This is a genomic window from Paenibacillus sp. JT31N17, assembly GCF_056269255.1.
Window position 1 is genome coordinate 69,388 of the sequence record NZ_JBWDNP010000023.1, and the last position, 24,170, is coordinate 93,557.

General features: G+C 50.6%; 20 protein-coding genes. 18 read left to right on the top strand and 2 right to left on the bottom strand.

Features of this window, described 5'->3' with window-relative positions; genetic code table 11:
- Positions 1-110 precede the first annotated feature (110 nt).
- The 4 genes from sigJ to AC0YOB_RS35945 all read left to right on the top strand — a co-directional run bounded on the left by sigJ (position 111) and on the right by AC0YOB_RS35945 (position 3,574).
- Positions 111-1,013 (top strand): RNA polymerase sigma factor SigJ, encoded by a 903-nt coding sequence (gene sigJ / locus AC0YOB_RS35930; protein ID WP_475796878.1) that lies wholly within the window; start codon positions 111-113, stop codon positions 1,011-1,013.
- A gap of 88 nt (positions 1,014-1,101) precedes the next feature.
- Positions 1,102-1,740 carry an HD domain-containing protein gene (locus AC0YOB_RS35935; protein ID WP_475796879.1) on the top strand — a complete coding sequence of 213 codons (639 nt, stop codon included), beginning with the start codon at positions 1,102-1,104 and terminating at the stop codon, positions 1,738-1,740.
- Positions 1,741-2,479: 739 nt separating this feature from the next.
- Positions 2,480-2,626 carry a hypothetical protein gene (locus AC0YOB_RS35940; RefSeq protein ID WP_475796880.1) on the top strand — a complete coding sequence of 49 codons (147 nt, stop codon included), beginning with the start codon at positions 2,480-2,482 and terminating at the stop codon, positions 2,624-2,626.
- Positions 2,627-2,695: 69 nt separating this feature from the next.
- Positions 2,696-3,574, top strand: coding sequence for a hypothetical protein (locus AC0YOB_RS35945; RefSeq protein ID WP_475796881.1), 879 nt, complete (start codon positions 2,696-2,698; stop codon positions 3,572-3,574).
- A 209-nt stretch (positions 3,575-3,783) separates the two neighbouring features.
- On the opposite strand, the gene AC0YOB_RS35950 is transcribed toward AC0YOB_RS35945, so the two are convergent.
- Positions 3,784-4,473, bottom strand: a complete 690-nt coding sequence (locus AC0YOB_RS35950) for a response regulator (RefSeq protein WP_210046980.1) — start codon at positions 4,471-4,473, stop codon at positions 3,784-3,786.
- 409 nt (positions 4,474-4,882) lie between these two features.
- Between AC0YOB_RS35950 and AC0YOB_RS35955 the strand changes: the two genes are divergently transcribed.
- From AC0YOB_RS35955 to AC0YOB_RS36005, 11 genes are all read left to right on the top strand, one after another.
- Positions 4,883-5,983: an SIS domain-containing protein gene (locus AC0YOB_RS35955; RefSeq protein WP_475796882.1), complete on the top strand. Its 1,101-nt coding sequence runs from the start codon at positions 4,883-4,885 to the stop codon at positions 5,981-5,983.
- A 9-nt stretch (positions 5,984-5,992) separates the two neighbouring features.
- Positions 5,993-6,949: a BadF/BadG/BcrA/BcrD ATPase family protein gene (locus tag AC0YOB_RS35960; protein ID WP_475796883.1), complete on the top strand. Its 957-nt coding sequence runs from the start codon at positions 5,993-5,995 to the stop codon at positions 6,947-6,949.
- 22 nt (positions 6,950-6,971) lie between these two features.
- Positions 6,972-7,919, top strand: coding sequence for an ABC transporter permease (locus AC0YOB_RS35965; protein ID WP_475796884.1), 948 nt, complete (start codon positions 6,972-6,974; stop codon positions 7,917-7,919).
- 18 nt (positions 7,920-7,937) lie between these two features.
- The gene (locus AC0YOB_RS35970; protein ID WP_210046977.1) at positions 7,938-8,822 is read left to right on the top strand and encodes a carbohydrate ABC transporter permease; all 885 of its coding nucleotides are present in this window, start codon (positions 7,938-7,940) and stop codon (positions 8,820-8,822) included.
- A 51-nt stretch (positions 8,823-8,873) separates the two neighbouring features.
- The gene (locus AC0YOB_RS35975; RefSeq protein ID WP_475796885.1) at positions 8,874-10,499 is read left to right on the top strand and encodes a type 2 periplasmic-binding domain-containing protein; all 1,626 of its coding nucleotides are present in this window, start codon (positions 8,874-8,876) and stop codon (positions 10,497-10,499) included.
- 174 nt (positions 10,500-10,673) lie between these two features.
- Positions 10,674-12,119 carry an aldehyde dehydrogenase family protein gene (locus AC0YOB_RS35980; RefSeq protein WP_475796886.1) on the top strand — a complete coding sequence of 482 codons (1,446 nt, stop codon included), beginning with the start codon at positions 10,674-10,676 and terminating at the stop codon, positions 12,117-12,119.
- Positions 12,120-12,132: 13 nt separating this feature from the next.
- Entirely contained in the window at positions 12,133-13,257 is a 1,125-nt protein-coding gene (ald, locus tag AC0YOB_RS35985) for an alanine dehydrogenase (RefSeq protein WP_475796887.1), read from the top strand.
- A 45-nt stretch (positions 13,258-13,302) separates the two neighbouring features.
- The gene (locus AC0YOB_RS35990) at positions 13,303-14,364 is read left to right on the top strand and encodes a tartrate dehydrogenase (RefSeq protein ID WP_475796888.1); all 1,062 of its coding nucleotides are present in this window, start codon (positions 13,303-13,305) and stop codon (positions 14,362-14,364) included.
- Between the two features lie 63 nt (positions 14,365-14,427).
- A complete protein-coding gene (locus AC0YOB_RS35995) occupies positions 14,428-15,807 on the top strand; it encodes an aminotransferase family protein (protein ID WP_475796889.1) in 1,380 nt (459 codons plus the stop codon).
- 370 nt (positions 15,808-16,177) lie between these two features.
- The gene (locus AC0YOB_RS36000) at positions 16,178-17,116 is read left to right on the top strand and encodes a 3-hydroxyacyl-CoA dehydrogenase family protein (RefSeq protein WP_475796890.1); all 939 of its coding nucleotides are present in this window, start codon (positions 16,178-16,180) and stop codon (positions 17,114-17,116) included.
- A gap of 178 nt (positions 17,117-17,294) precedes the next feature.
- A complete protein-coding gene (locus AC0YOB_RS36005; RefSeq protein ID WP_475796891.1) occupies positions 17,295-19,622 on the top strand; it encodes a glycoside hydrolase family 9 protein in 2,328 nt (775 codons plus the stop codon).
- Between the two features lie 92 nt (positions 19,623-19,714).
- Here AC0YOB_RS36005 and AC0YOB_RS36010 read toward each other — a convergent pair whose 3' ends face one another.
- Entirely contained in the window at positions 19,715-20,674 is a 960-nt protein-coding gene (locus AC0YOB_RS36010; RefSeq protein WP_475796892.1) for a D-2-hydroxyacid dehydrogenase, read from the bottom strand.
- Between the two features lie 288 nt (positions 20,675-20,962).
- Here AC0YOB_RS36010 and AC0YOB_RS36015 point away from each other — a divergent pair, with 288 nt between their 5' ends.
- The 3 genes from AC0YOB_RS36015 to AC0YOB_RS36025 all read left to right on the top strand — a co-directional run bounded on the left by AC0YOB_RS36015 (position 20,963) and on the right by AC0YOB_RS36025 (position 23,854).
- Positions 20,963-21,508 (top strand): DUF4364 family protein, encoded by a 546-nt coding sequence (locus tag AC0YOB_RS36015; protein WP_475796893.1) that lies wholly within the window; start codon positions 20,963-20,965, stop codon positions 21,506-21,508.
- On the top strand, positions 21,505-22,605 hold the full coding sequence (locus AC0YOB_RS36020) for a sialidase family protein (RefSeq protein WP_475796894.1): 1,101 nt from the start codon (positions 21,505-21,507) through the stop codon (positions 22,603-22,605). The genes AC0YOB_RS36015 and AC0YOB_RS36020 overlap by 4 nt, the downstream gene beginning before the upstream one ends.
- A gap of 214 nt (positions 22,606-22,819) precedes the next feature.
- Positions 22,820-23,854, top strand: a complete 1,035-nt coding sequence (locus AC0YOB_RS36025) for an N-acetylglucosamine kinase (RefSeq protein WP_475796895.1) — start codon at positions 22,820-22,822, stop codon at positions 23,852-23,854.
- Positions 23,855-24,170: the final 316 nt, after the last annotated feature.

A 24,170-nucleotide genomic window follows, 5' to 3' on the forward strand; every position in this document is an offset into this window, starting at 1 on the left:
ATGGTAACATTGGGGAATTCTATAATTGAATCGTGTTATTCTCAGTCGAGCGATACTATTCGCTTCTAACAAAAAAGCTTTCAAATCCCGAATGATTGGAACTGGACGAAATGTATGATTACCATGCCCTTTATGACCAATACCGCCCGTTGCTTTTCTCTATCGCCTACAGGATGCTCGGATTGTCTCAGGACGCCGAAGATATCGTTCAGGACGTGTTTGTAGCATTACAACAACAGAATAGATCTGAACTCATTAATATAAAAGCGTATCTTTGCAAACTTGTCACTAATCGCTGCCTGAACGAGCTCAAATCATCGCGCAAGGCAAAGACCACCTATATCGGCCCATGGCTGCCTGAGCCGATCGTAACTGCGGTAGAAGGCAATCCCGAGGAGGCGTTTGAGCTTAAAGATGATATCGCCTACGCCTATCTGGTCGTGATGCAGCGGCTGACGCCGATGGAAAGGGCCGTCTTTGTACTGAGGGAAACACTCGGCTTCCCTTTCGAGGAAATTGGAGAATGGATCGGTAAATCTGAGGTTAATTGCCGGCAGTTGTTCAGTCGCGGAAAACGCAAGCTGGACACTAAGAAAAACGACGCCGGGGTGCCGATTTCGCCGTTAAAACCTGAATTCCAGGCACTTAGTGCATCGTTCAGCGCAGCTTTTCGCGCTGGAGATATCGCCGCCATTGTGGAATTACTTAGTGAAAACGCCATCTTGCTGACAGACGGCGGCGGCAAAGTAAGAGCTGCCATTAACCCGATTACCGGCCGGAAACGCGTCCAGGCTTTGCTGACCTATTCCATTTCTAATTATCTCCGGGATGGGACTATCAAGAAGGTAGTGGTCAACGGCCATGACAGTTTTATGGTGATGTTTGATGGTAAACCGTTCGCCGTTTACTCCCTCGCTTTAAATTCTGACGGTTCGGCCATTTCTCGTGTATATGTCATGATGAATCCGGACAAACTTCAAGGCGCTGCCCGTTTGCTCGAAAAGCAATCCTAAATTTTTTATAGATCATTGTCACAGATATGTTCCTTCAGTTGTCTTCTTGATGTACAAACTAAAAACAAGTCTAAGGAGGAAGTAATTGATGACGAATTTAATCGCTGATATAAAGATTCCTGATAGTAAACTAGCCGTTGAAGCGGCTGAATTATTGCGTGAGCATGCCGACGACCTTCTGTGGAACCACTCGAACCGGGTATTTCTGTTTTCGGCTATGAAGGGTAACCTTAATCAAATGAAATATGATTCTGAATTGCTTTATATCAGTTCGCTTTTCCACGATCTCGGCCTTACTCCCGCATTCCGAAGCCCGGACAAGCGCTTTGAGGTCGACGGGGCTAATGCTGCCCGTGATTTTCTTAAAAGTCGCGGCGTCCCGGAAGATTCCGTTCGGCTTGTATGGGACGCTGTTGCCCTGCATACATCCATCGGAATCGTCGAATATAAGGAAACCGAAGCGGCGCTTATGAATTTTGGCGTCGGTTATGATGTGGTCGGGAAGAACTTCGATTTCATCTCAGCAGAAGCGCGGCAGCAAGTCGTCGAGGCATTTCCCCGCAACCAGTTCAAACACGACATCTTACATGCATTCTTGGAAGGCTTCAAACACAAACCGGAAACCACCTACGGAACGATTAACGCCGACGTGTGCGAACTGCTTCTTCCGGGATTTGAGCGTCCCAACTTTTGCCATCATGTCCTTCATTCCCCATGGGATGAGTAATTGACTTGAATGATCGATTGCCTTTGTTCAGTTAACGAGCAGAATTGCATAGCTTTTTCGATCATTCTGAACACTCCCTCGTTTTTTCTTATGTATCTTGCCAGAGCGGATCTTTGCAGATCAGTGGCCTTCTTCACGAAATTGAGATGACAATCCCCACATTATTCGTCGCAAGTGTTCTCATGATTAAGTAGCAGGGCGCATCATGCTAACGGGCACCTTTGTTCAATAAAACAGCAGCAGTCCAGGACTTTTTTTCTCGTCCATGGCTGCTGCTGTTTCGTTTTTTGAGTCAGTCTAATACTTATTTTCGGAGTCTCACGGTGTTGTAATTAGAAAAACCGCGCGGATTCAATACGTTCAGTCTCGATAATATATCTGTTCCTTACTGCCCCTAGGTCAGCGATCCGGGTTGTTGGATTGCTTCCGATATATACAGCTCATGTTCCATAACGTTTTCCATCTCCTTTCAATTGCAATGAGGTGTGTTGTGGTTTAACACCCGCGCACTTCAAACGCCTCCTCAAATATGTACCGGAAAATATCTTATTCCAATAAAGTGAACCTGCCAGTGTCAGCATATAAAAAAATAATTCTTATTCACAATCCTAAACACAGCGAAAATAATCATCCTCGACATTATGGGTTATGTCGTGTTATTTTTTTTCAAATTACAGTACATTTTGTTATGTACACTTCGCAATTAATATTTCTTTAAGGCTCGAAAGGAGAAAAGAATATGGGCAAGAGAACAGAATTCCTTTATATGTCCGAACCAGATGTCATCAAAGCTGGTGTTCTGGATGCGCAAATGGCATTCCGTGTTGATATCGATGGTCACCGCAACCCCATTTTGACTCGGATGGAGAGTCGCATTTCATGGTAACCCTGTATTCTGCTATCCTATGCGAAGAAGGTTTTATCACAAAAGTAAGAATAAAAAGGAGCAGAAGTGATGTTTGAAATAAAATCAGATCGTTTGCGTGTTGAGATTGCGGACCCGAATGAAGCTCCAAATATAACTACGCGTTTCGACCGGGCGGGATTTATAACCGAAATCGTGCTAGATGAAGTGCATCGTTTCTGCGCCACGGAGCCTAATAATCTCTCCCATCCGTCTTCCGGTGGACGCGGGCTTTGCAGCGAATATTTATTCGATGTCAGCGCAGAGGCAAAGACAGGTGAGACTTTTCCCAAATTCGGCGTCGGTCTTTTGAAGAAGCTCGAAAACGCACCGTATAAGTTCTGGGGAAGATACGAAGTCGAGCAGTACCGCATTCGTGTCGAGGAAAGTAAGGGCAGCGCCAGATTCATAACGGAACCGCAACTTTGTATTGGCTATGCAATAAGCCAAAAGAAAGATATATCGGTTAAGGATAACATGCTCATCATGCAAATCACGGTTAAGAACGAGGGAGAAAAGCCGATAAGCATGCGCGAATATTGCCATAATTTCCTTTCAATAAACTCAATGGCCCTTGGGCCGGATTACAAGATACGAATGGATTCGATCAAAGATATGGGGAAAGACGTGCTAAACGGGCATATAAAAGGTGATGGCCATGGATTTACCTTTGCGCAATATTCACCTTCACCTGCCTCTGCAAAGGTGACGCTGGAAGAGATACAAATAGGCAGCTCCAAAATATTTGAATGGTCGATGATAAATGAAGCCTCCGGCGCCCGTGTAGACGTAAAGGACGAGATTGATATCTGCGGCATGACGATGTGGTGCGCAGATCATATAGTAAGCGTAGAAACCTTCCACAAGCTGGAGCTTGCGCCGGGTCAAAGCAATACATGGCAGCGCACCTGGATTTTTGACAACATATGAAGAACTATTGCCCTTTTTCGGTTTTCATTGGTCCACCTCTCTTGTTACTGGGATTCTGAACTGTACCCCGTCAAGTAGACAGTACAAAAAAATAAATAAAGAACGCTTAAGCGGCCTTGGTCCTGAATTCCATGGGACTGAGGCCGGGGGAGCATATCAATCGGGTAATAAGAAGAGCAGGGCAGTTTTTTTGATATTCTGCCCTGCTTCTATTTGTCTATCAGCAAAAAGAACCCTGTATGCTCAATGGTTTCCAGCAGCTCTACAACACTCTTTTTGTCAAATTTCCTTAAAAGGTTTGAAATATGGGTCTTCAATGTCGTCATTTCAGTAAAACGGACTTCAGCTATTTCCTTATACTTCATGCCGGATCGCAACAAGTGCAGTATATCCATTTCTGACGGGGTGAGTTTCAGAATTACCTGAATAGTATAAGAAAGGTTCTCTTGGGCGTTTTTCAACTGGATATATTCCTTCCTCAAATACTCCGCGGCTTCCGGGTGTATGATAGAGCGGTTTTGCGCAGCCCGTATTATGGTGTCGGGTAAATCGGGTTCAGAGACCCCTTTTATGAGGTAGTCGGACGCGCCGAATAGAAACGCGTTGGAGATGTAATAGTCGGAATTCTGGACTGTATAGATGATAACCTTGGTATTTGGCCGCAGCTTGATTATCTCGCGCATAGCGTAAAGCCCCGCGAGTCTGGACTCTATTTCAATATCCATTACAGCAACGTCAGGGGCGTTATTGGCGGCGAAAGCCACCGCTTCATACCCGTTACCAACAGAACCTACCAGAACAATAGCCGGATTGTTAGCCATAATGCGTGTCAGCTTATTCCGCGTTTGTTCCGATCCGTCCACAATTAGAACTTTTATAGGGTTAACAGTCGTCTTCATGAGATCACCTTCCTGACGAAGTTGTGTAGGCAGCAGGTTGCGCTGGTTAAAGAGAGTAAACCAATCTGGAAGCGTTTACAGGAAAGATGAACGATTTGAAGGCGGGATGGCTCCAAAATAAATTCTATTCTATTAATATAGATCTAAAAAGTCTAATGAAAATTCATACTTGACAAATAGAAGTTAGCATAAAATTCCAATTAATAATGCTTTAATTAGGCCAAATGCACAAAACATGCTCAATATTATCAGTTTATTATCATCAAAACCAGTGTAAAACTTAACCAGTGAAAAACTTAATAGTTATTGGAGATAAGGGAAAATCGCAAGTTTTTTCATCCTTTACAATAAAGTCGGTTGAAAATTAAGATGAAATCATGAAATTCAACCAATCGAAAGGACGATTCTTATGGAACAGGCAATGCAGCAGTATCATGATATGTTGCGGGAGATGTACAGATATTATCGCAGCCAGCCTTCATATATGGAGAGACTGCTTTCTGGAAGAAAGGAAATAGTCGGGGGTTTCGCACATTTTTATAACGAACACAAACCGGATCGGATTTACCTGATTGGAAGCGGTTCCAGCCTGAATGCCTGCAAAGCGGCAAGTGAATATATGGAAACTATCCTGGGGGTGGAAATAACCTGCGCGCCGCCCAGCAATCCGCCGGTCATCCGAGGTTCGCGCCCGCTTGTTCTGGCGGTCTCTCAGGGCGGCAAGTCGTCTAACACCGTGGCTTTGCTGGAAGAGCTGCGAGGCGGAGTCCAGACCGTATCGTTTACAGCGGGCGTTGACAATCCCGTTGCGCGCATGGCGGATTTTTATGTAGACATCTCGGTGGGCGACGAGACTGTGGGCCCAAAAACCAGAGGTGTTACAGGAACGGTGCTTTGCCTATACCTTGCCACGCTCGAAGCTGCGCTGTTATGCGGGAATTTAAGCGAGGCGGGGTATGGCAAAGAAATCGGACTGCTGGAAGAAACGATAGGATATGGCGAGCAAAACTTGGAGGCGTGCGAGGACTTTTACCGCGCTCATCTAGACGATCTGAAAACAGCTCGGCATTTCCTGTTTGTGGGTAAGGGACCGGCGGCGGCCGTGGGCGAGGAAGACGCGCTGAAAGTGTTGGAAACCCTTTGCTTACCCAGCGCCGGATATGAGTTTGAGGAATTCTTGCATGGCCCGCCTATTTGTATAAATGAGGAAACCGCCTTATTCCTCTTCAATTCTGGAGACAAAGACAGCGTCCGGATGGAAAAAATGGCGGACATCACCCGCAAGGCCAGCAAAAACAGTTACATTATTGATCGAACCGGTTCCATGCAGGGAGATCATATACTTCGGTTGAACGCGGGAGACAGTAAATTCATGTCGCCGTTCGTGGATATTTATTTTGGACAGCTTATATCGTCTCTGCTAACCCAGGAGCTGGGGATAGTCCGCCACCCTGCCATACGTTCAATAACTTCTGATATGGACACTAAGACATCGGATTCGGGGAAGTGATGGTTCTGTATGAAATACGTAATCGGCGTAGACGACGGAATGACAAAATATGTAATTAAAGCAATGGATTTGGAAGGGAGGACGCTGGCGGAAAAATCGAGAGGCGCGATCAACCGCAAAATAGTAGGAGAGAAAAAAGCCGAACGCTTAGTATCCGAAGTGACCGAAGCTCTTTTGAATGATTTCGGCGCTAAAATAGAAGACTGCAAATGCGTTGTCGTCGGCGCGGTGGGCATTGATTCGTCCGGAGACCTTTTAGTCGTAGAGAGTTTTTACGCAGCACTGGGCTTTCCTTGTCCCATCTTCTGTATGAACGACGGAAAGGTAGCGCTATACGGGGCGACGGGAGGCGTCGGCGTCGTGGCAATTTCAAGCGCGGGTTCTATTGTGGTCGGTCGGAATGAAACGGGAAAAATAACGCGCTCAGGAGGATATCCTCTCACCATTATGGGCAACGAAGGCTCCGCTCAGTGGCTCGCCGTTATGGCCCTTAAGCATATGTCAAGGTGGGTGGATGAAAGCGTTCCCACGACAAAATTGGTTACGAATATGATCGAACACTTCCACGGATTTGACTCAAACAAACTGATTAAGTGCGCAAACAGCCTCCGACGCAATCTGATTAAGCCTGAAATGGCTTCTCTGGTATATAGCGCGGCAATCGATGGCGACGAGGCTGCCGTGGATATTTTGCGCAAAGGTGCCAGGGAACTCGTCAATGTGTCGCGGGAAGTGGTTCAGAAGCTGGAATTTGAAAAAGAATCCGCTTTTGTGTGTGGAATGTGGGGGAGCGTATTTCATGATTCAGCGATCTTTGCGGATGAGTACAGGCGGCTCTTTTTGCAGGAATACCCTAATTCCAGCCTGGTATGTCCACAGGTTGACGGCGCGGACAGCGCGGCCCAGATGGCTTTGGATTATTTAGGCGGCGGAATACCGTTTATAACTGAGCTTGAGGAAAAATAACCAATAGGAGGAGGCCAGAGTATTGAGCACCTCATTTACGGAAAGAACGCAAACACAAAAATTCAGAAACCTTTTGAGATTGATTTGGAAATACAGGATGGTTTATACCTTATTGGCTCCGGGCTTTATCTGGTACATCATTTTTGTTTACGGACCCATGGGTGGACTTACCTTAGCTTTTAAAAGCTATCGGGTGAGCGGCGGAATATGGGGCAGCCCGTGGGTTGGCATGGAGAACTTCAAATATATATTTGTGGATCAGGCGTTTATACGTTCGGTAGTTCGTACCTTGGAAATCAACTTGGGAAGAATGGTCTTTCAGTTCCCGATGGCAATTGTGATTGCCCTTCTTTTAAATGAAGTGATTTTCCTAAGGATGAAAAAAAGTTTGCAAACGATACTCACGTTTCCGCATTTTTTATCATGGGTGGTACTATCAAGCGTCCTGATTACTATTTTGTCTTACGACGGGTTTGTTAACGGCATTATTAAGGCGTTTGGCCTTAAATCTTTTAATTTTTTAGGAAATGAATCCATTTTTGTCCCTTTGCTGTACATTACTGAGATCTGGAAGAGTTCAGGCTGGGGGGCAATCATCTACCTGGCGGCCATATCTGGCATTGATGCAGAGCAATACGAGGCCGCGGCCATTGATGGGGTAAACCGGTTTCAAAGAATGTTCCACATTACGGTGCCCGGTATTATGCCCACGATCATTGTTATGTTTATCCTCACCATGGGCGGTCTGATGTCCACAGGATTTGATCAGATTTTCAATCTGAGCAATGACGCGGTACGCGGCGTAGCTGAAACTTTGGATATGTATATTTATAAAATCTCATTCCAAAGCGCGCCGGATTTTTCTTACTCAACGGCGGTAAGCCTTTTCCGTTCCGTAATTAATATGGCATTATTATTGGCCGCTGACCGCATCGCAAAGCTGATGGGTAAAGATGGCTTAATGGGCTAGAGAGGAGGCGAGGGTCATATGAAATCAACTAAAAGCTTGAAAAGAAAGACGATAGGCGATTATCTTATTCCTGCTATTTTGATTATATGGGGATTAATAGTTTTGTTTCCGTTTTTCAGCGTTGTCGTCATTTCCTTTACATCAGAGGCCGAATACATTAAAACCCCGTTGCTTCTCTTCCCAATGGAACCGACGCTGGAATCGTATAAACGGATATTTGAGGACGGGCGCATCGCGAGCGGTTATTTTACTACATTTAAGCTCCTGGCAATGTCGTTGCCGCTCAGTTTATTTCTGACCACCAGCTTTGCTTACGGGATGAGCCGCAAAAATTTTCCCGGGCGCAAATTCATCTTCTACTTTGTGTTGATCGCTATGATTTTTGACGGCGGAATCATCCCTTTGTATATGCTAATGAAGGATCTGCACCTGGTGCCCAATAATTTATGGGCTGTTGTTCTGGCAAACACAGTGAGTACCTTTTACATGATTCTCATGCACAATTTTTTCAAAGCCCTGCCTGATTCGCTTATGGAATCAGCGAGGATAGACGGAGCGGGGGAATGGCGGATTCTTGCCAATATTGTTTTGCCGCTGTCCGCGCCCGTACTTGCCACAATAACCTTGTTCTACACAGTTGACCGCTGGAATGAATGGTTTCACCCTATGCTTTTTTTGCAAAGAGGGGAGCTTCAACCGCTGCAACTGGTGCTGCGAAGCATTGTAATCGATGCGCAAATGGACATGGTGAAAACCGGCGGGAACACGATCGAGCTGGCGTCAAATTTCGCTATGGGAGTAAAAACGGCCGCTATCATATGTACCATGCTTCCGGTTATGCTGTTCTTCCCGTTCCTGCAAAAATACTTTGTGAAGGGTATTATGGTCGGCGCGGTAAAATAACAATATTGCGCCGAATTGTAATAGATAAAAAAAAGGGAGGATAATTTTTTTATGAAAAAAACAAAAACACTCACGTCTCTGCTTGTGACGGTCATGCTGGCCGGTGTTGTTTCAGCATGTTCGTCAAATGAGACCGCATCCCCGGCCGCATCCGCACCGGCGCCGTCGGGAGCCACGGGGCAAGAACAAAATAAGTATGCCGAGCATATGACAATTTCGTATGCCGTCGGCAGTAATAACCTTGACGTAAACGACGATGATTTTGCAAAAATTTGGAAGGATAAGTTCAACTTTGATTGGGAAATCAGGCCGGTAGCATCCAATAACAACAGTGAAACATTTCGCATCTGGATCAATTCCGGCGATATGGCCGATATCGGGAGCTGGAACTATAATCATTCAGAGTATGTATCCTATGTAAAGCAGGGACTGCTTAAGGAATTGCCTGAAGGCTGGCGTGAGAAGTGGCCGAACCTCGCCGCGTCCCAAGATGCGACAGGAATTGCCAAATACGTTTCGGATCAAGTGGGCAGTGACAATATTCTGTTTAAGCCTATCATGGGTGACAACTATCCGCTTGACACGCTGATCGACAACTCGGGAATGTGGTACCGCGCAGATTGGTTCCGTGCCGTTGGCGCCGAAGTAAAGGATTCTTACAGCATTACTGAACTCATGGATATCGCGCGGAAGGTCAAGCAACAGGATCCCGGCAAAGTAGGCAAGGCGCTGATTCCTATTATCTTTCCCACATCGGACCTTCCTCATCTCTTCATACACCCCAACGCTACACACTACCGGGATGTCTCTCAGTTCTATCAGGACGCTGACGGAGTGTTTCATTGGGGACTCGCCGATCCGGATATCCTGGTAGGATTGAAGCTGTGGCGGCAGGCCTATGACGAGGGGCTATTGCATCCTGAATTCTACAATCTGCCAGGCGGAAGGGAAACGGAAGCGCAACTGAGTACCGCCGGCGTTGCTGCGATGAATGCCTCCTCAGGTATGGGCTCCGTGGGCACCCGGCAGGCCAGCTTTATGAGCACGAATTTAGACGTTGATCCTGACGAGGCGTTGAACTTTGCGTTTATTACGGATGACAAGGGCACTTATCGGGGCAGTGAAGCCCCCAACTTCGCCGGTAGTCTTATATTCAACCCGAAACTGGATGATGCCAAGTTTGAACGGATACTCGACATTCTCGACGAGTCCGCTTCCGAGGAAGGGCAGAAACTCATTAACATGGGTATTGAAGGCACTGACTGGGAAACAAAGCCCGACGGCACGATTACTAACTTGAACGGGGACATCCAAATTTCCGACAAATACAAGAGTATCCAGGACTTATGGCCCAACCTGGTCCGTCTGCGCGACGATTATCAGTTGGTTAATCCGACATTGCCGCAGATTTGGCGCGATAAAGGCCTCAATCAGTATATTGAGAAAGCCAAGGTCATTGATTTCAATAATCCCGAGATTTTTGCGAAACTCGACCCGGACGTATACTTTTATAATTCACCCGCGCGTACCCGCGCTGTCATGGACCTCAATGCAGAATTAGCGGGAATTGTTCTGAAGGGACCTGATGTAGAGGCCAACTGGAAAGCTTGGGTCAAAGCAAAGATGCCACTGATTCAGCCTGTTCTGGACGAGCTTACCGCGATGAAGAAAAAATAGGATGTAAACAGAAAAGTCAAAAACACCTTCCCATTTGATTGATCCGGTAAAACAGATAATAAACAGGAAGCCCCCGGCTGCAGGATAATAAATCTGCAACTGGGGGTAATATTGACATGAAAATTGCTGCTATGAATGGTGGAACGGCCAACTACCCCGAAGGGACGATGTGGAGTGAGCGGAAGAAAGAAGTTATTCATTGATGGCAGGTGGGTTGAAGCTCAAAACTACGAGACTCTGAAATCGCCCTACTCAGAGGAGACGATCGCTGAAATTCCTCAAGCTACGATACAGGAGACCGAATCTGCTATCGCCGCCGCCGATCGTGCCGCTAAGGCCATGGCTGCGATGTCGAGCCATCAGAGAGCCGAAATTTTGGGTAAAGTTACATCGCTCCTGACCGAGCGAGCCGAGGAGGCGGCCCGGCTGATTGCCGCGGAAGCCGCCAAGCCGCTTGCCATGGCCCGCGCGGAAGTGCAGCGTACGATCATGACCTATAAGTTTTCCTCGGAGGAAGCAAGGCGCATTCACGGTGAGCAAATCGCGGTTGACGCCGCGCCCGGCGGGGAAAACCGGACAGCCTACACCGTCAGGGAGCCGCTGGGAGCTGTCGGCGCCATTACGCCATTCAACTTTCCGATGAATCTTGTCGCCCATAAGGTCGGGCCTGCGATTGCAGCCGGCAATTCGGTCGTTTTGAAACCCGCTTCGCAAACCCCGTTAAGTTCGTTTTTCGTGGCGGAATTGTTTGCTGAAGCCGGTCTTCCCGCCGGAGCATTAAATGTTGTGACGGGGAGTGGAAGGACAGTTGGCGACAAGATCGTGACGGACCCGCGTATCAAAGCCGTGACGTTTACGGGAAGTCCGGAAGTCGGAATGGAAATTCGCAGCAGAGCGGGGTTAAAGCGGGCAACCTTGGAACTCGGCTCGAATTCGGCGTTGATCGTCGATCGGGACGTTGACATCGACGAAATTATTGACCGTTGCGTCATCAGCTCGTTCAGTTTCCAGGGGCAGGTGTGCATTTCGCTGCAGCGGATTTACGTTCATGAAGCGATTTACGACACGTTTGTCAGCAAGTTCGTAGAAACGACACACAAGCTGACCATCGGAGACCCGCTGGACGAAAGGACCGATCTTTCCGCCTTGATCAGCCGGAAAGACGTCGAGCGAACGTTGAGCTGGATTGAGGAAGCCAAACAGAACGGTGCGGTGATCGCCACAGGGGGAACCGCTGAACGCAATATTGTTCTGCCTACGGTTTTGCTCGGAGTCGATCTGAAGACGAAAGTTTCCTGCCAGGAAGCTTTTGCGCCTGTCGTGCTAATCAATAAGGTGAAATCCGTTGAGGAGGCCGTGAATTACGTCAACGACTCGCGCTTCGGACTGCAAGCCGGCATTTATACCTCGAACATGCATAATGCTTTCAGCGCGGCAAAAAAACTGCATGTCGGAGGTGTGATGCTCAACGATACACCTTCTTTTCGGGTGGACCAAATGCCCTACGGCGGCGTGAAAGACAGCGGCATGGGCCGCGAGGGAGTCAAATATGCCGTTGAGGAATTGACGGAAATGAAGTTGATCGTGATTAACCATAATATAACGCACGCCCGTCAATGAGAGGGGATTCACCATGATTATCGGGATTCCAAAAGAAATCAAAAATAATGAGAATCGTGTCGCCATTACGCCATCCGGAGTGTTGAGCCTGGTCGGACGAGGTCATCAGGTATTCGTCGAGTCGGGCGCCGGAGCGGGCAGCGGTTTTGCGGATGAGGATTATTCGAAGGCCGGAGCGCAGATCGCGGCGGCGTCCGATGTTTGGTCGCAGGCGGAGATGATTCTCAAGGTCAAGGAGCCGCTGCCGCCCGAGTACATGTATTTTCGAGAAGGGCTGATTCTGTTCACGTATTTGCATTTGGCAGCCGAGCGCAAGCTTGCCCAAGCTCTCGTGGATAGCGGCGTAACCGCTGTTGCGTATGAAACGGTGGAGACAGGCGGGAGGTTGCCGCTGCTTACCCCGATGAGCGAAGTGGCCGGCAGAATGTCGGTGCAGATCGGCGCGCAATTTTTGGAAAAGCCGCACGGAGGAATCGGAATTTTATTGTCCGGCATCCCGGGAGTCAAACGCGGCAAGGTGACAATTGTCGGCGGCGGCGTCGTCGGAACGAATGCGGCCAAAATCGCGATCGGGCTCGGCGGAGAAGTCACAATTATCGATTCCAATCCTGATCGGCTTCGCGCGCTGGATGATCTGTTCGGAAAATCCGTGAACACGGTGATCTCGAATCCGGCGAACATCGCGGAATGCGTGAAGGAGTCGGATCTGGTCATCGGAGCGGTACTCATTCCCGGTGCGAAAGCGCCCAGACTCGTCTCGGAAGAAATGGTCAAGACGATGAAACCCGGCTCCGTCATCGTCGACGTCGCCGTAGACCAGGGAGGTATTTTTGAAACGGTCGACAGCGTGACGACGCATGACAATCCTACTTATATCAAGCACGGCGTTGTTCATTACGCGGTCGCCAACATGCCGGGTGCGGTGTCGCGGACTTCCACCATCGGACTTACCAACGTTACGATGCCTTATGTCCTGGAAATCGCGGACAAGGGATTGGCAAGCGCGGTGAACGGGAATCCTGCCTTGGCCAAAGGCTTGAATGTAACGGAAGGACAGGTCACCTGCGCTCCGGTCGCAAGAGATCTCGGCTTCCCTTACGTTCCTTACGAGAAGATACTGCTGGTAAACACCAAATAAACCGGATCCCAGGGAAATAGGGAGCGGGAGTGGAGGGTTAACAACGTGAACGTTTTAGAAATCGCCGTCCTGCCGGGCGACGGCATCGGCAAGGAAGTGATGCCGGAAGCGCTCGAAGTGCTGCGCTGCATCGCACAGATTCACGGCGGTCTTCGTTTCGATTTTGCCGAGTTTCCGTGGAACTGCGAATACTACTGCGAGACGGGCAAAATGATGCCGGATGACGGGTTGGACACACTTGCGGGCTTTAATGGCGTTTTTCTCGGTGCAGTCGGCGATCCACGGCTGGTGCCGGATCACATCTCGCTCTGGGGATTGCTGCTCAAAATCCGCAAAGGCTTCCGCCAGACGATCAATCTCCGCCCGGCCAAGCAATTAAAAGGCGTCGCATCGCCGCTGGTGAACCCCAAAAACTTCGACCTGGTTGTCGTTCGGGAGAACAGCGAAGGAGAATACAGCGAGATTGGCGGGAGAATTCATCAAGGCGAGGATGAAGTCGCGATCCAGAACGCTGTATTTACGCGCAAAGGGTCCGAAGCGGCGATGCGCTATGCCTTCGAGTTGGCGCAGAAAAGAAGAGGACATGTGACGAGTGCGACCAAGTCGAACGGGATTTATCATACGATGCCGTTCTGGGATCAGATTTTCAAGGAAGTGCAGACCGACTATCCCGAAGTGAAAACCAGCTCGTATCATATCGATGCGCTTGCCGCGTTTTTTGTCAGCCGTCCGCAGCTGTTCGATGTGGTGGTGGCCAGCAACTTGTTCGGCGATATTTTGACCGATCTTGGGGGAGCCATTATGGGAAGCATCGGAATCGCCCCTTCCATCAATATCAATTTGGACGGCAAATATCCATCCATGTTCGAGCCGGTACACGGTTCCGCGCCTGATATATACGGCAAAGGCATCGCAAATCCCGTCGGCCAGATTTGGACGGCGAAGATGATGCTCGATTATTTTGGCGAAGAGGAACTCGGAACCGCGCTTCTTCAGGTCATCGAAGATGTCATGGAAAGCGGGATTCGTACGGCGGATGTCGGCGGAACGGCATCGACGCAAGAGGTCGGGGAAGCGATCCGGGAAAGGCTTCGTCGTTTGAATTAAAGAGAGCAGCAATGGGTTGAATTGTACCCTTTTCATTATAAATTCGGCGTGAGGAGAAGAAAGATGGCTGATAATCAACGATTGATGGAACTGGATCGTAAGCATATTTTGCATCCGACCAGCCCGATTAAGGATCATTACGAACAGGGACCGTCTGTCATCATGCAGCGGGGCGAAGGCATTTATGTGTACGATACCGAAGGAAAACAGTATCTCGACGGGTTATCCTCCCTATGGAACGTCAATGTGGGCCACGGGAGACAGGAATTGGCGCAAGCGGCTATGGAGCAAATGAGCAAGTTGGCCTACAGCCACTCCTTCAACCGGTTTTCCCATGAGCCAGCCATCCTGCTGGCCGAGAAAATAGCGTCTCTCGCGCCCGCCGACTTGAACGTCTGCCATTTCACATCGGGCGGCTCGGAATCGAACGATACTGTATTTAAATTGATTCGCCATTATTTCAAATTGAAGGGCGAGACGAACCGCTATAAAATCATCGCCCGCTATCGCGCCTACCATGGCGTGACGATGGGCGCGACGAGCGCCACCGGCATCCCGGTATTCCGCCAGATGGGCGGACCGCTCTCCGATGGATTCGTGCAAGCGGGCGCTCCATACAGCTATCGCTGCGACAAGTGCGAATCTTGCGCCGAAGGCGGCGCCGCCTGCGCGGTGCAAAGTATGGAGGAGGCGATTCTCCGGGAAGGTCCTGACACAGTGGCGGCGGTTATTGTCGAACCGATTCAGGGAGCAGGCGGGGTCATCGTTCCGCCGCCCGGCTACATGAAAGAAATCCGCCGTCTTTGCGACAAGTACGGCATTCTGATGATCGCCGACGAGGTCATTACCGGCTTCGGACGAACCGGGAAATGGTTCGGCATGGAGCACGAGGGTGTGGTTGCCGACCTGATGACGTTCGCGAAAGGGATTACGAGCGGGTACGTTCCGCTTGGAGGCGTGATTTTGAACGACGGCTTGCATAAGGAGCTTGCGGAGCTGTCAACTGCGGTATTGCCTCATGGATATACCTATAGCGGACATCCGACCGCTTGCGCAGTGGCGCTTAAAAATCTGGAGATCATCGAACGGGAAAATCTGGTCGTGAATGCTGCCGCCATGGGCCAAGTTCTTAGCGCCGGGCTGGAGCAGTTGAAGGGGGATTCGGATATTGTAGGCAACGTCACGTACCGGGGGCTGCTCGCTTCGGTTGAGCTCGTCGAAGACAAGGCGGACAAACTGGCGTTTCCGGCAGCCAAGAAGGCTGCGCAGCTCGTATTCGACAAGGCGAAGGAAAAAGGTCTGATCACGCGCGCGATCACGATCGATAATACGGACATCATAGCCCTATGTCCTCCTTTGACCATTCAGAAGGATCAGGTGGAGTCGCTTATAGACATCCTGGCGACATCGATTGCGGATGCACGGAAGGAACTGTTGGGTTGATAGCCAAAATCCCATGCGCATGATTCGTACAAAATCTATTACTTGCGCGCCGGGGAACGGACGGGCTTGGCTTTCAGCCGCTCGTCCTGTTCGCCAGGAGAAAAACATTTTGGCACGATTTCTTGAAATATAAGAATGTATAAAATTCCGTCATACTTTGCTTCTATTTTTGAAGAAGAAACTAACTCTTTCGCCAGAGGACGGCAGAGCCGTTTCTTCTTAACCTTATAGAATTTATAAGTTTCACATTTATTCATTTCTATAAGGTCTGAGGGAAGAAACTTACTGTGCCACCAAAGGACGGCGACAGCCGTTTCTTCTTGCGTACTTGAACATGTAGTATTTGGAAGAAGCAAGGAGGGGAACGGACTTGGGAGAAAACTTAAGCGTGCTGGGCTCAGGGCTGATGGGCCATTCCATCGCGCTGACGGCGGCATGGGCCGGTTTTTCGGTCGTTTTGCAGGGGAACAGTGAAGCCGGTCTGGCGCGCGCGGACAAAGGAATTTGCGACAAGCTGGCGTTGCTGGCAGACAACGGTCTGATCAAGCAGGAGGACATTGCGGCGGTGCGCGGGCGCATCCGCACAACGGTTTCGGTGCCGGACGCTGTAGCGAACGCGAGCTTCGTTATCGAGTCGATTCCCGAGCAGCTGGAGCTGAAGCGGCAGCTTTACGGACAGCTGGATGCGTTGTGCGATGAAAGCGTTGTATTGGCGAGCAATACGTCCGGGCTAAGCCCAACGGCGATTGCCGAGCGGATGAAGCGGCCGGAGCGGATGGTCGTCACACACTTTTGGAATCCTGCGCATTTGCTGCCTCTCGTCGAGGTCGTACGCGGGGAGAGAACCGACGACAAGACGGCGGATCGGGCGATGCAGCTGCTGCGGGCTATGGACAAAAAACCGATTCTCGTGAAAAAGGATGTGCTCGGATCGGTCGGTAACCGGCTTCAGTATGCGCTGCTCCGGGAGGCGCAGTATATTTTGGAGCAGGGCATCGCCAGCATGGAGGATATCGACGCCGCCGTGACGTACAGCCTCGGCCGCCGGCTCCCCATAACCGGTCCGTTCATGACGGCCGACATGGGCGGTCTTGAAGTGTTTGACGCCATTTCGGGCTATTTGTTCGCCGATTTGAGCAAGGCCGATCAATCGCTCGACGCTATGCGCGCGCTGGTTGACAGCGGCAAGTACGGGCTAAAAACCGGCGCCGGCTTTTACGGGTGGGACGAAGCGTTTTCCGCGCAAATGACCAAGGCCCGGGAGCAGGAGCTCATTCGGTACTTGAAGCGGGATATGGGGCTGGAATAGCCTGAATTTCGAATGAATCATTCTAACCGCTGAAACCCGATTAACGTCGTTGTTGTGCAACAATACCGCAATGATCCGATTTCGCCGAATCAATGGGCTGTTTTTCTCACGAACGGCCCGATCGATCGCCCTTTTGAAACGTACGGCCGGATTTAACAAAAAGAAAGGTGGTTTTACAATGTATCAACCTCTACTCGATCAGCTCAAGGAGAGCCGGTACATCCGCAGGTCCATGAAAGTGGACGAATCGGACTCCGCTTATGAACGCTGGCGCAAGAAGCCCATTTTAAAGTCCCGTGAGCTTCAACTGTGCGAAAATTTTGATACCCTGATCCAAAAGGGCCCAGGCACCATACACAGGGATTTTACAAAGACCATATCCGGCAAGGGAAGCGTCCGGCTGGACACACCCACTTCAACCGCCGTTAAAAGACCAAACAACCGCAGATATGACGAACCCGGCATATTATTTCCGCTGCAGCACGAAAACCTGTATGAGTACAACCGCATCTCACTATGGGTCTATGTGGACTCTCCCGGTTTTTCCAACCAATTTGTTCTGGTGGCACTGCACAATGAGGGTGAGCACATCATGCCCGTGCCCGGCCGTTTTGAGGGCATGCATCACGCTGACATGACGCCCGGCCAGTGGACACAGATTATCTGGGAGCTCCCCGATATCTACCGCGACAATGTCACCGGCATCTCGGTATACACTTTCCTGCCCGGCTCACCCATGAATGCCTCGGACAGCATGTCCCTTTATATTGACGATTTGCGGATTGAAACGGTAGAGCCCGAAAAGAGCCGCGGCTGGGACCTTCCATCAGGTACCATAGCTTACTGTCACAGCGGCTACCTGAGTGATGCGCGCAAACAGGCGCTGGTACAGGGCTCCGATGCTGAAACCTTTTCATTGGCCGATGACAAGGGTAAAGCCGTGTATACCGGCAAAGTAACGACATGCGAAAACGGCTTTGGCCTTGTGGATTTCTCCGGTTTTAAAACACCCGGCTTCTATACTATTACTGCAGGGGATTTCACTTCAAAAGCCTTTCCCATCGGCCCGGACGCATTTCTCGCCGCCGCCTGGAAGAGCCTTAGCTTCTTCTTCACCGAGCGCTGCGGCTTCGAAGTACCGGAGCTTCACATCGAATGCCACCTCGATACCTTCTGCAAACACCCTGACGGGCGCACTATACCAGTACATGGCGGCTGGCATGATGCTGCAGATTTATCGCAGGCTATAGATAAAACCGCAGATGTCATTGTCGCCATGCTGGACCTCGGCGACGCCACCCGTGAAACGCAGCCGGACCTTTCCGACCGCGTACTGGAGGAAGCCCGCTGGGGACTGAACTGGGCGATGCGCACCCGTTTTGGCGACGGCTACCGCCATACCAGCCTCACTAAGGGCATCTGGACCAAGAATTACCGCGGCGATAAGGACGACATGACGGGGGAGGCGAAGAATACCGCCATTCATAACTACACCGCCGCCTATACCTGCGCCTACGGCGCGCCGTTTTACAAATGGGACAGAAATTTCTACGACTGGTGTGTCAAGTGCGCCAGTGAAGACTTTTTCTTTGCCGAAGATACGATTGCAGCTTCGAACGATAACAGTTTGATGTCTGAGCGTATCGCAGTGGCCACTTCCGCCGCCGCCATGCTCTACCGCGTGACTGGCGAGACACGCTTTCTTGACGCGGCGGCGAACCGTGCGCGGCAGCTGGCCCAATGCCAGCAGCTGGAGCGCAGGACGGACTTTTCCCTTCCGCTGTACGGTTACTTCTACGAAGATCGTGATAAAAAAAGGCCCATCAGCTTTTACCACCGCAGTTATGAGCATTTCTTCATGAAGGGCTTCACACTGCTGCTCGTCGACGCGCCGGATCACCCAGATGCTGGGTTGTGGAGGCAGTGCGTGGATGCTTACACCGACTACATCAAGGAAACCGCACACGTAATGGAGCCCTACGGCATATTGCCGGCAGGCGTATACGAAGTCGGCAACACCGATTATTCCAAGATGTCGCACGAGGGGTCAAAGGACATTGGCGGTCCGACGATTGAAGAATATAATGCACAGGTGAAAAACGGGATCAAGCTGAACGAAAACACGTATCTGCGCAGATTTCCGGTGTCCTACCAGTTCCGTGGCTTTCATGCGACCTTACTGAGCAAGGCCAAAAACGTTTTCACCCTGGCAAGGTTCCTTGGCGACCGCGAGCTTTATGACATAGCGGCCAGGCAACTGGAATATGTTCTGGGCTTCAACCCCTTCGCCATGAGCACCATGTATGGAGAAGGCTATGATTATCCTCTGCTCTACGGCGGCTTTGCAGGCCAACCTGTGGGCGCAGTGCCTGTCGGCTTCGAGACTTTCGAAAACGATGACGAGCCATACATGCCCATGCAAAACAACTGCACCTATAAGGAAGTATGGGTGTGCAGCACTGCGCGCGTGATGTGGAGTATTGCAGAGGTTTACAAGGGCATCTGATTCTTCATTTCCGCCATAAGCGTCAAATCCGGCACACGGGATCTATTCGACTTCCAGCGCGTGCTTCCGGGCGGCAAGGGTCGGCTCGCAATTTACACGCGATATCCCGTTTCAGTGTCAACACGGTTAAGCAGGGGTTCACCCGCCTGCAGATGGCGCAGGTTTTCAAACCAGACCTCGATGATGGAAGGATAGATTTCACCGAATTCATCACCGCCGGCGCAATGGGGAGTGATCATCGCCGTTCTGATATTCCACAAGCGATGGCTTTTGGGAAGAGGCTCCGGCTCCACCACGTCGAGGCCAGCGCCCGCCAGCGCGCCGCTTTCCAAGGCATCGCAGAGCGCCTCGGTGTCGACGGCTGAACCCCGTCCCACATTGAGCAGGAAAGCCCCTTGCTTCATCTTCGCGATGCGCTCGCGGCTGAATAAGCCCTCCGTGTCCGGGTGATTCGGCAGACACAGAGCTACAATGTCGCATTGCGGCAGGATGTCGTCAATCTGATCCATAGTATACAGAGCTTTCAGATAATCGGGTTTTTTGTCGACTTGCCGGCGAATGCCGAAAACTCTCGCGCCCAGAGCATGCATTTTTTGAGCATAGCGGGCGCCGATATCGCCGATGCCGACGACCAGCACGGAAGAGCGCGCTACGATCCCGATGCGTCCCAGATGACTCCAACTGCGCTCATGCTGGAGATCGCGGTACAGGTGAAGCTTGCGCATGAGGACGAGCGTATGGGCAAGCAGAAATTCGGAGATGGCAAGCCCGTAAGCGCCGGAGCAGTTGCACAGCAAAGCGCCCTTCGGCAGCACGCCCGGTTGCACATACTGGTCATGCCCGGCTGTCTGGAGCTGCAGCCATTCCAATCTCTCACATAGGGAAAGCTGCTCTTCGTTGGGGTTCCCCCAGATATAGGAGGCTCGTTTGAGCGCTTCTTCCGAAGGAGGCTGCTTCTCGCAGTAAACGATATCGAGCCCGGGCGCTTGCGCCTCCAGTTTAGCGCGAAATTCAGGTAAAAAGGTCATCATGACAAGAAGGGTCTTTTTCATCCGTACATTCCTCCCATGCTGTTGTAATGGAGCGAGCCTTTGTCCGGCAATTCCGGAAAAGAGAATATCTCGTTTTTTACACTTTAACTAAGAATTTTCAGATAATAAAGGATGATAAAATTTCCTCCCAAATCGGTTTTTTGCGATGGGAGTGAATTTATTCATCCTCGACTGAGCGGGCGTGTATGCCTATAATTGCGACAAGGCCAATATGCCTATGATTACAACCATAGGGGAGGAACGCTATGCGTGCCCCAACCGTTGTCAACAAAGAAAGGATGGATCGTCATGTCGAGCCAAGAATCGTATGTCCTGTGCGCATTGGCGCAGATGGATCAGCTGAGTGTGGGAGAGCTTTCACGTTTTTTATTTGAAACAAGCCTTGTCGCGGAAACCGATCTCAAGCTGCCGCTTACCTCTCTCAAGGAGCAGGGACTTGTTTGCCAGGCCGTGAATTTGCGTGGGGTCGTCTACGAAATCACGGACGCCGGCCGGATCTTGGTGAACGGCGACGCGGCGCTTGCGCGGATAAAAGCGGACGTAGCCGCCAAAAGCGCGGAGTACAAGCGTGTCTTTGAGCAGGAGAAAGACTATATTGCCCAGTATACCGAATCGTCCACCGGGGTTGTTCCCGTATTCCTTTCCATCCGCGACGGCTCAAGGATTGTCCTTAAAATTAATATTATCGTCAGGGATATCGACACCGCGAAAAAAATATGTTCCGGATGGATGAGCAACTCCGGGCGCGCATTTGACGCCGTATGGCAGGCTATCGCCGGGGATGAGCCGGATCCGGGCTTTTGGACAAATCGGCCGGAGGAGGGGAAGGCATGAAACTACCCGTCTGGAAGGAGGGGCTCCCTTACCCCCAACCATCCGAAATGCCTTATCCCAGCGGCATGACAAGGATACTCGCGCATGATGGACGGCGCGATCTGTTGCCCTTTCTTCACGATTGCACGATCACCTCGCACGGCGGCAGATTGTATTTGGGCTGGTATAACTCCACCGACGCGGAAATCTGCGGTTCTTCCCTGATCCGGGGGCGCTATTCCGAGGACGGAGGGGAAAGCTGGTCGGAGGTATTCAACGTGGTGGGCGAGATCGGCAGCGCCGAGGAGCACTTTGTGCCGGCGAGCTTCTTTGTGCACGAAGGCAAACTGTTTTCTCTGATCACCGAGATGGGCGGCAAGAATCTGTCGATTTCTCTTGACCTGTTTGAGGCTCCGCAGTCTTCTCTTGACGATTGGTCAAGAGTCTCCGTCATATCCGGGGGGTTCCTTAGCAATTCTCCCCCAATCCTGATGGATACGGGCGATTACATTGCCGGCGTCTGGATGCCGCTGAAGGGGGAAACTCCCGCTTTTCCGGCAGTGCTCATCAGCCAGGGCTCGGATATCGCGAAGCCGTGGCGATGCTCTTTCTTGTATGATCCGCTCGCTCCAGGCGCCGTGAAGATCCGGTGCCCCGAAATCACTTTGGTCGTGCAAGGAAGCGCTGTCACCGCTTATGTCCGAAATGACGAGGGCAAGCATGGCGATCCCACAAGCGGAGCGTCTTTTGTTTTTACGAGCGGGGATTACGGTGAGAGCTGGTCAAAGCCGGCCAAAATTACCATGCCGGTCGGAAACTGCAAAATGTTCGCAGGCATCCTGTCCGATGGCAGGCGCTACATGATTTACAACAACGATCAGGGCTACTTTAAACGCGGTCTGCTCTGCATGGCTCTCACCGAACCGGGAGAGGTGGAATACACAAAAGTCTATAAGTTATTCGAAGGCGGGGCTGCGGAATTCGATGGCCGGGGGGGGATTTGGTTTTATCCCTGCGCCTGCGAGCAGGAAGGATTCCTGTATATCGCCTGCACCATGCAGGAGCATGATGGCGTAAGAAGCGCCGTCATCGCTAAAATCCCATTGGACTCGATGTAAGCGCCGCCCTGAATTCGATCACAAAACGCCCTCAAAAACCGTCTTGGGCAGTTTGGGGGCTTGTCTCTATAGTTAAGAAACCGCCGTACTGGCTTTGTCGCATCATCCGCTTATCTGCGGCTATGACGTGGCGGAAGAACTGTTAAAACGTGTGTTGGAGGCTAACCGCGCATACCTGCCGAACTTTTTCAGTAAATAAAATGGAGTGTTAATCATGTCATTGATATTAGCTGTAGATCTAGGTGGAACGAAAGCCCATGCTATCATCGCCGACCACCAGGGCAATATTTTGGGCTTTGGAGACGACAAGGAATGGATATATCAAGCGATGGAAAGGCGGATATTTAAAATGGTACGTATCCGTTTCGCCGCGGACAAAGCTCTCGCCGACGCAGGATTGCCCATGTCAAAAATAGATCGGGTATCCGCCAACTGTTCCGGAGCGGACTGGTCGTTTGAATTTCCCCTTGGAGTCAGACATCTTCGCGAGACTTTGGGCGTCCAGAATGTTTCTTACTTTAATGACTGCATAGGCGCGCTTCGGGGCGGCACGGAGATTATCGGGCGCGATTGCGCCGTCATCTGCTTGGGCTCAGGCGCCAACTGCGCGGTCTATAACAAGGACGGCCAGAGTTATGAGTATGCCTATTACTTAAAGAACATACATCAGGGCGGCGACGCCATAGGCCGCTTCATTGTGGACGCTGTGGTGGACGCCAGCGCCGGTCTCGCGCCGGAAACCGAACTAACGCGCCTTTTGCTGGATTTTACGGGTTTTTCCTCCGTAGAGGAGTTTTATATGCTCTGTACGACGGGCCGAACCGAAGACGAGCCTCCCAAACAGCCGGTGTATAAGGAATTCTGCCCGTTGCTTTTTGAGGCCATACGTCTCGGAGACACCGTGTCGCTGCAGTACATTGATCAATTTTGCGCCGCTTTGGCTAATTATGTGGTGGTTGCCGCAAAAAAACTGAATATCGTTGACAGGCCGCTGCCTGTGGTCATTTCGGGAGGCGTGTGTAAGGGCGACAACATCATTCAGGAACTTATTGAAAAACACCTCAAGGGAAAAATACCCGGGGCATACTGTATAAACGCGCGGTTCGAACCGGTAGTCGGGGCGCTGTTAATGGATCTGGATCACATTTATCCGGAGGGTATACCCGAAGACGTTATGAAAACACTTGAGCATTGCTGTACCGAACGGAAGCTTTTCCGGGATATCGGATATGCGGAGTCGGTAGGATAAAATAGAATCGAGAATCAATGGGGTAATAAGAAGATCAGGGCAGTTTTTTCATATTCTGCCCTGCTTCTATTTCGAATTGTCTATCAGCTTCCTTACGTGTTGCCGGTCCCCGGCAGTTTTAAGCGTTCGTCGTTTGGAATGGCTTGCACTGCCATCTGATATGGGGGAGTCATTTTTGTTGGTTAGAATAAAGAAGGTGGCAATTTACACTGGTACCCATAGACTGGACACTTTGAAAAAAGGCGTTCAGGCTGTGGGTACCTTTTTTGTATACTGGAGTAAGCAATGGAGGGATTACATGAGCAAGAAGCTTTTT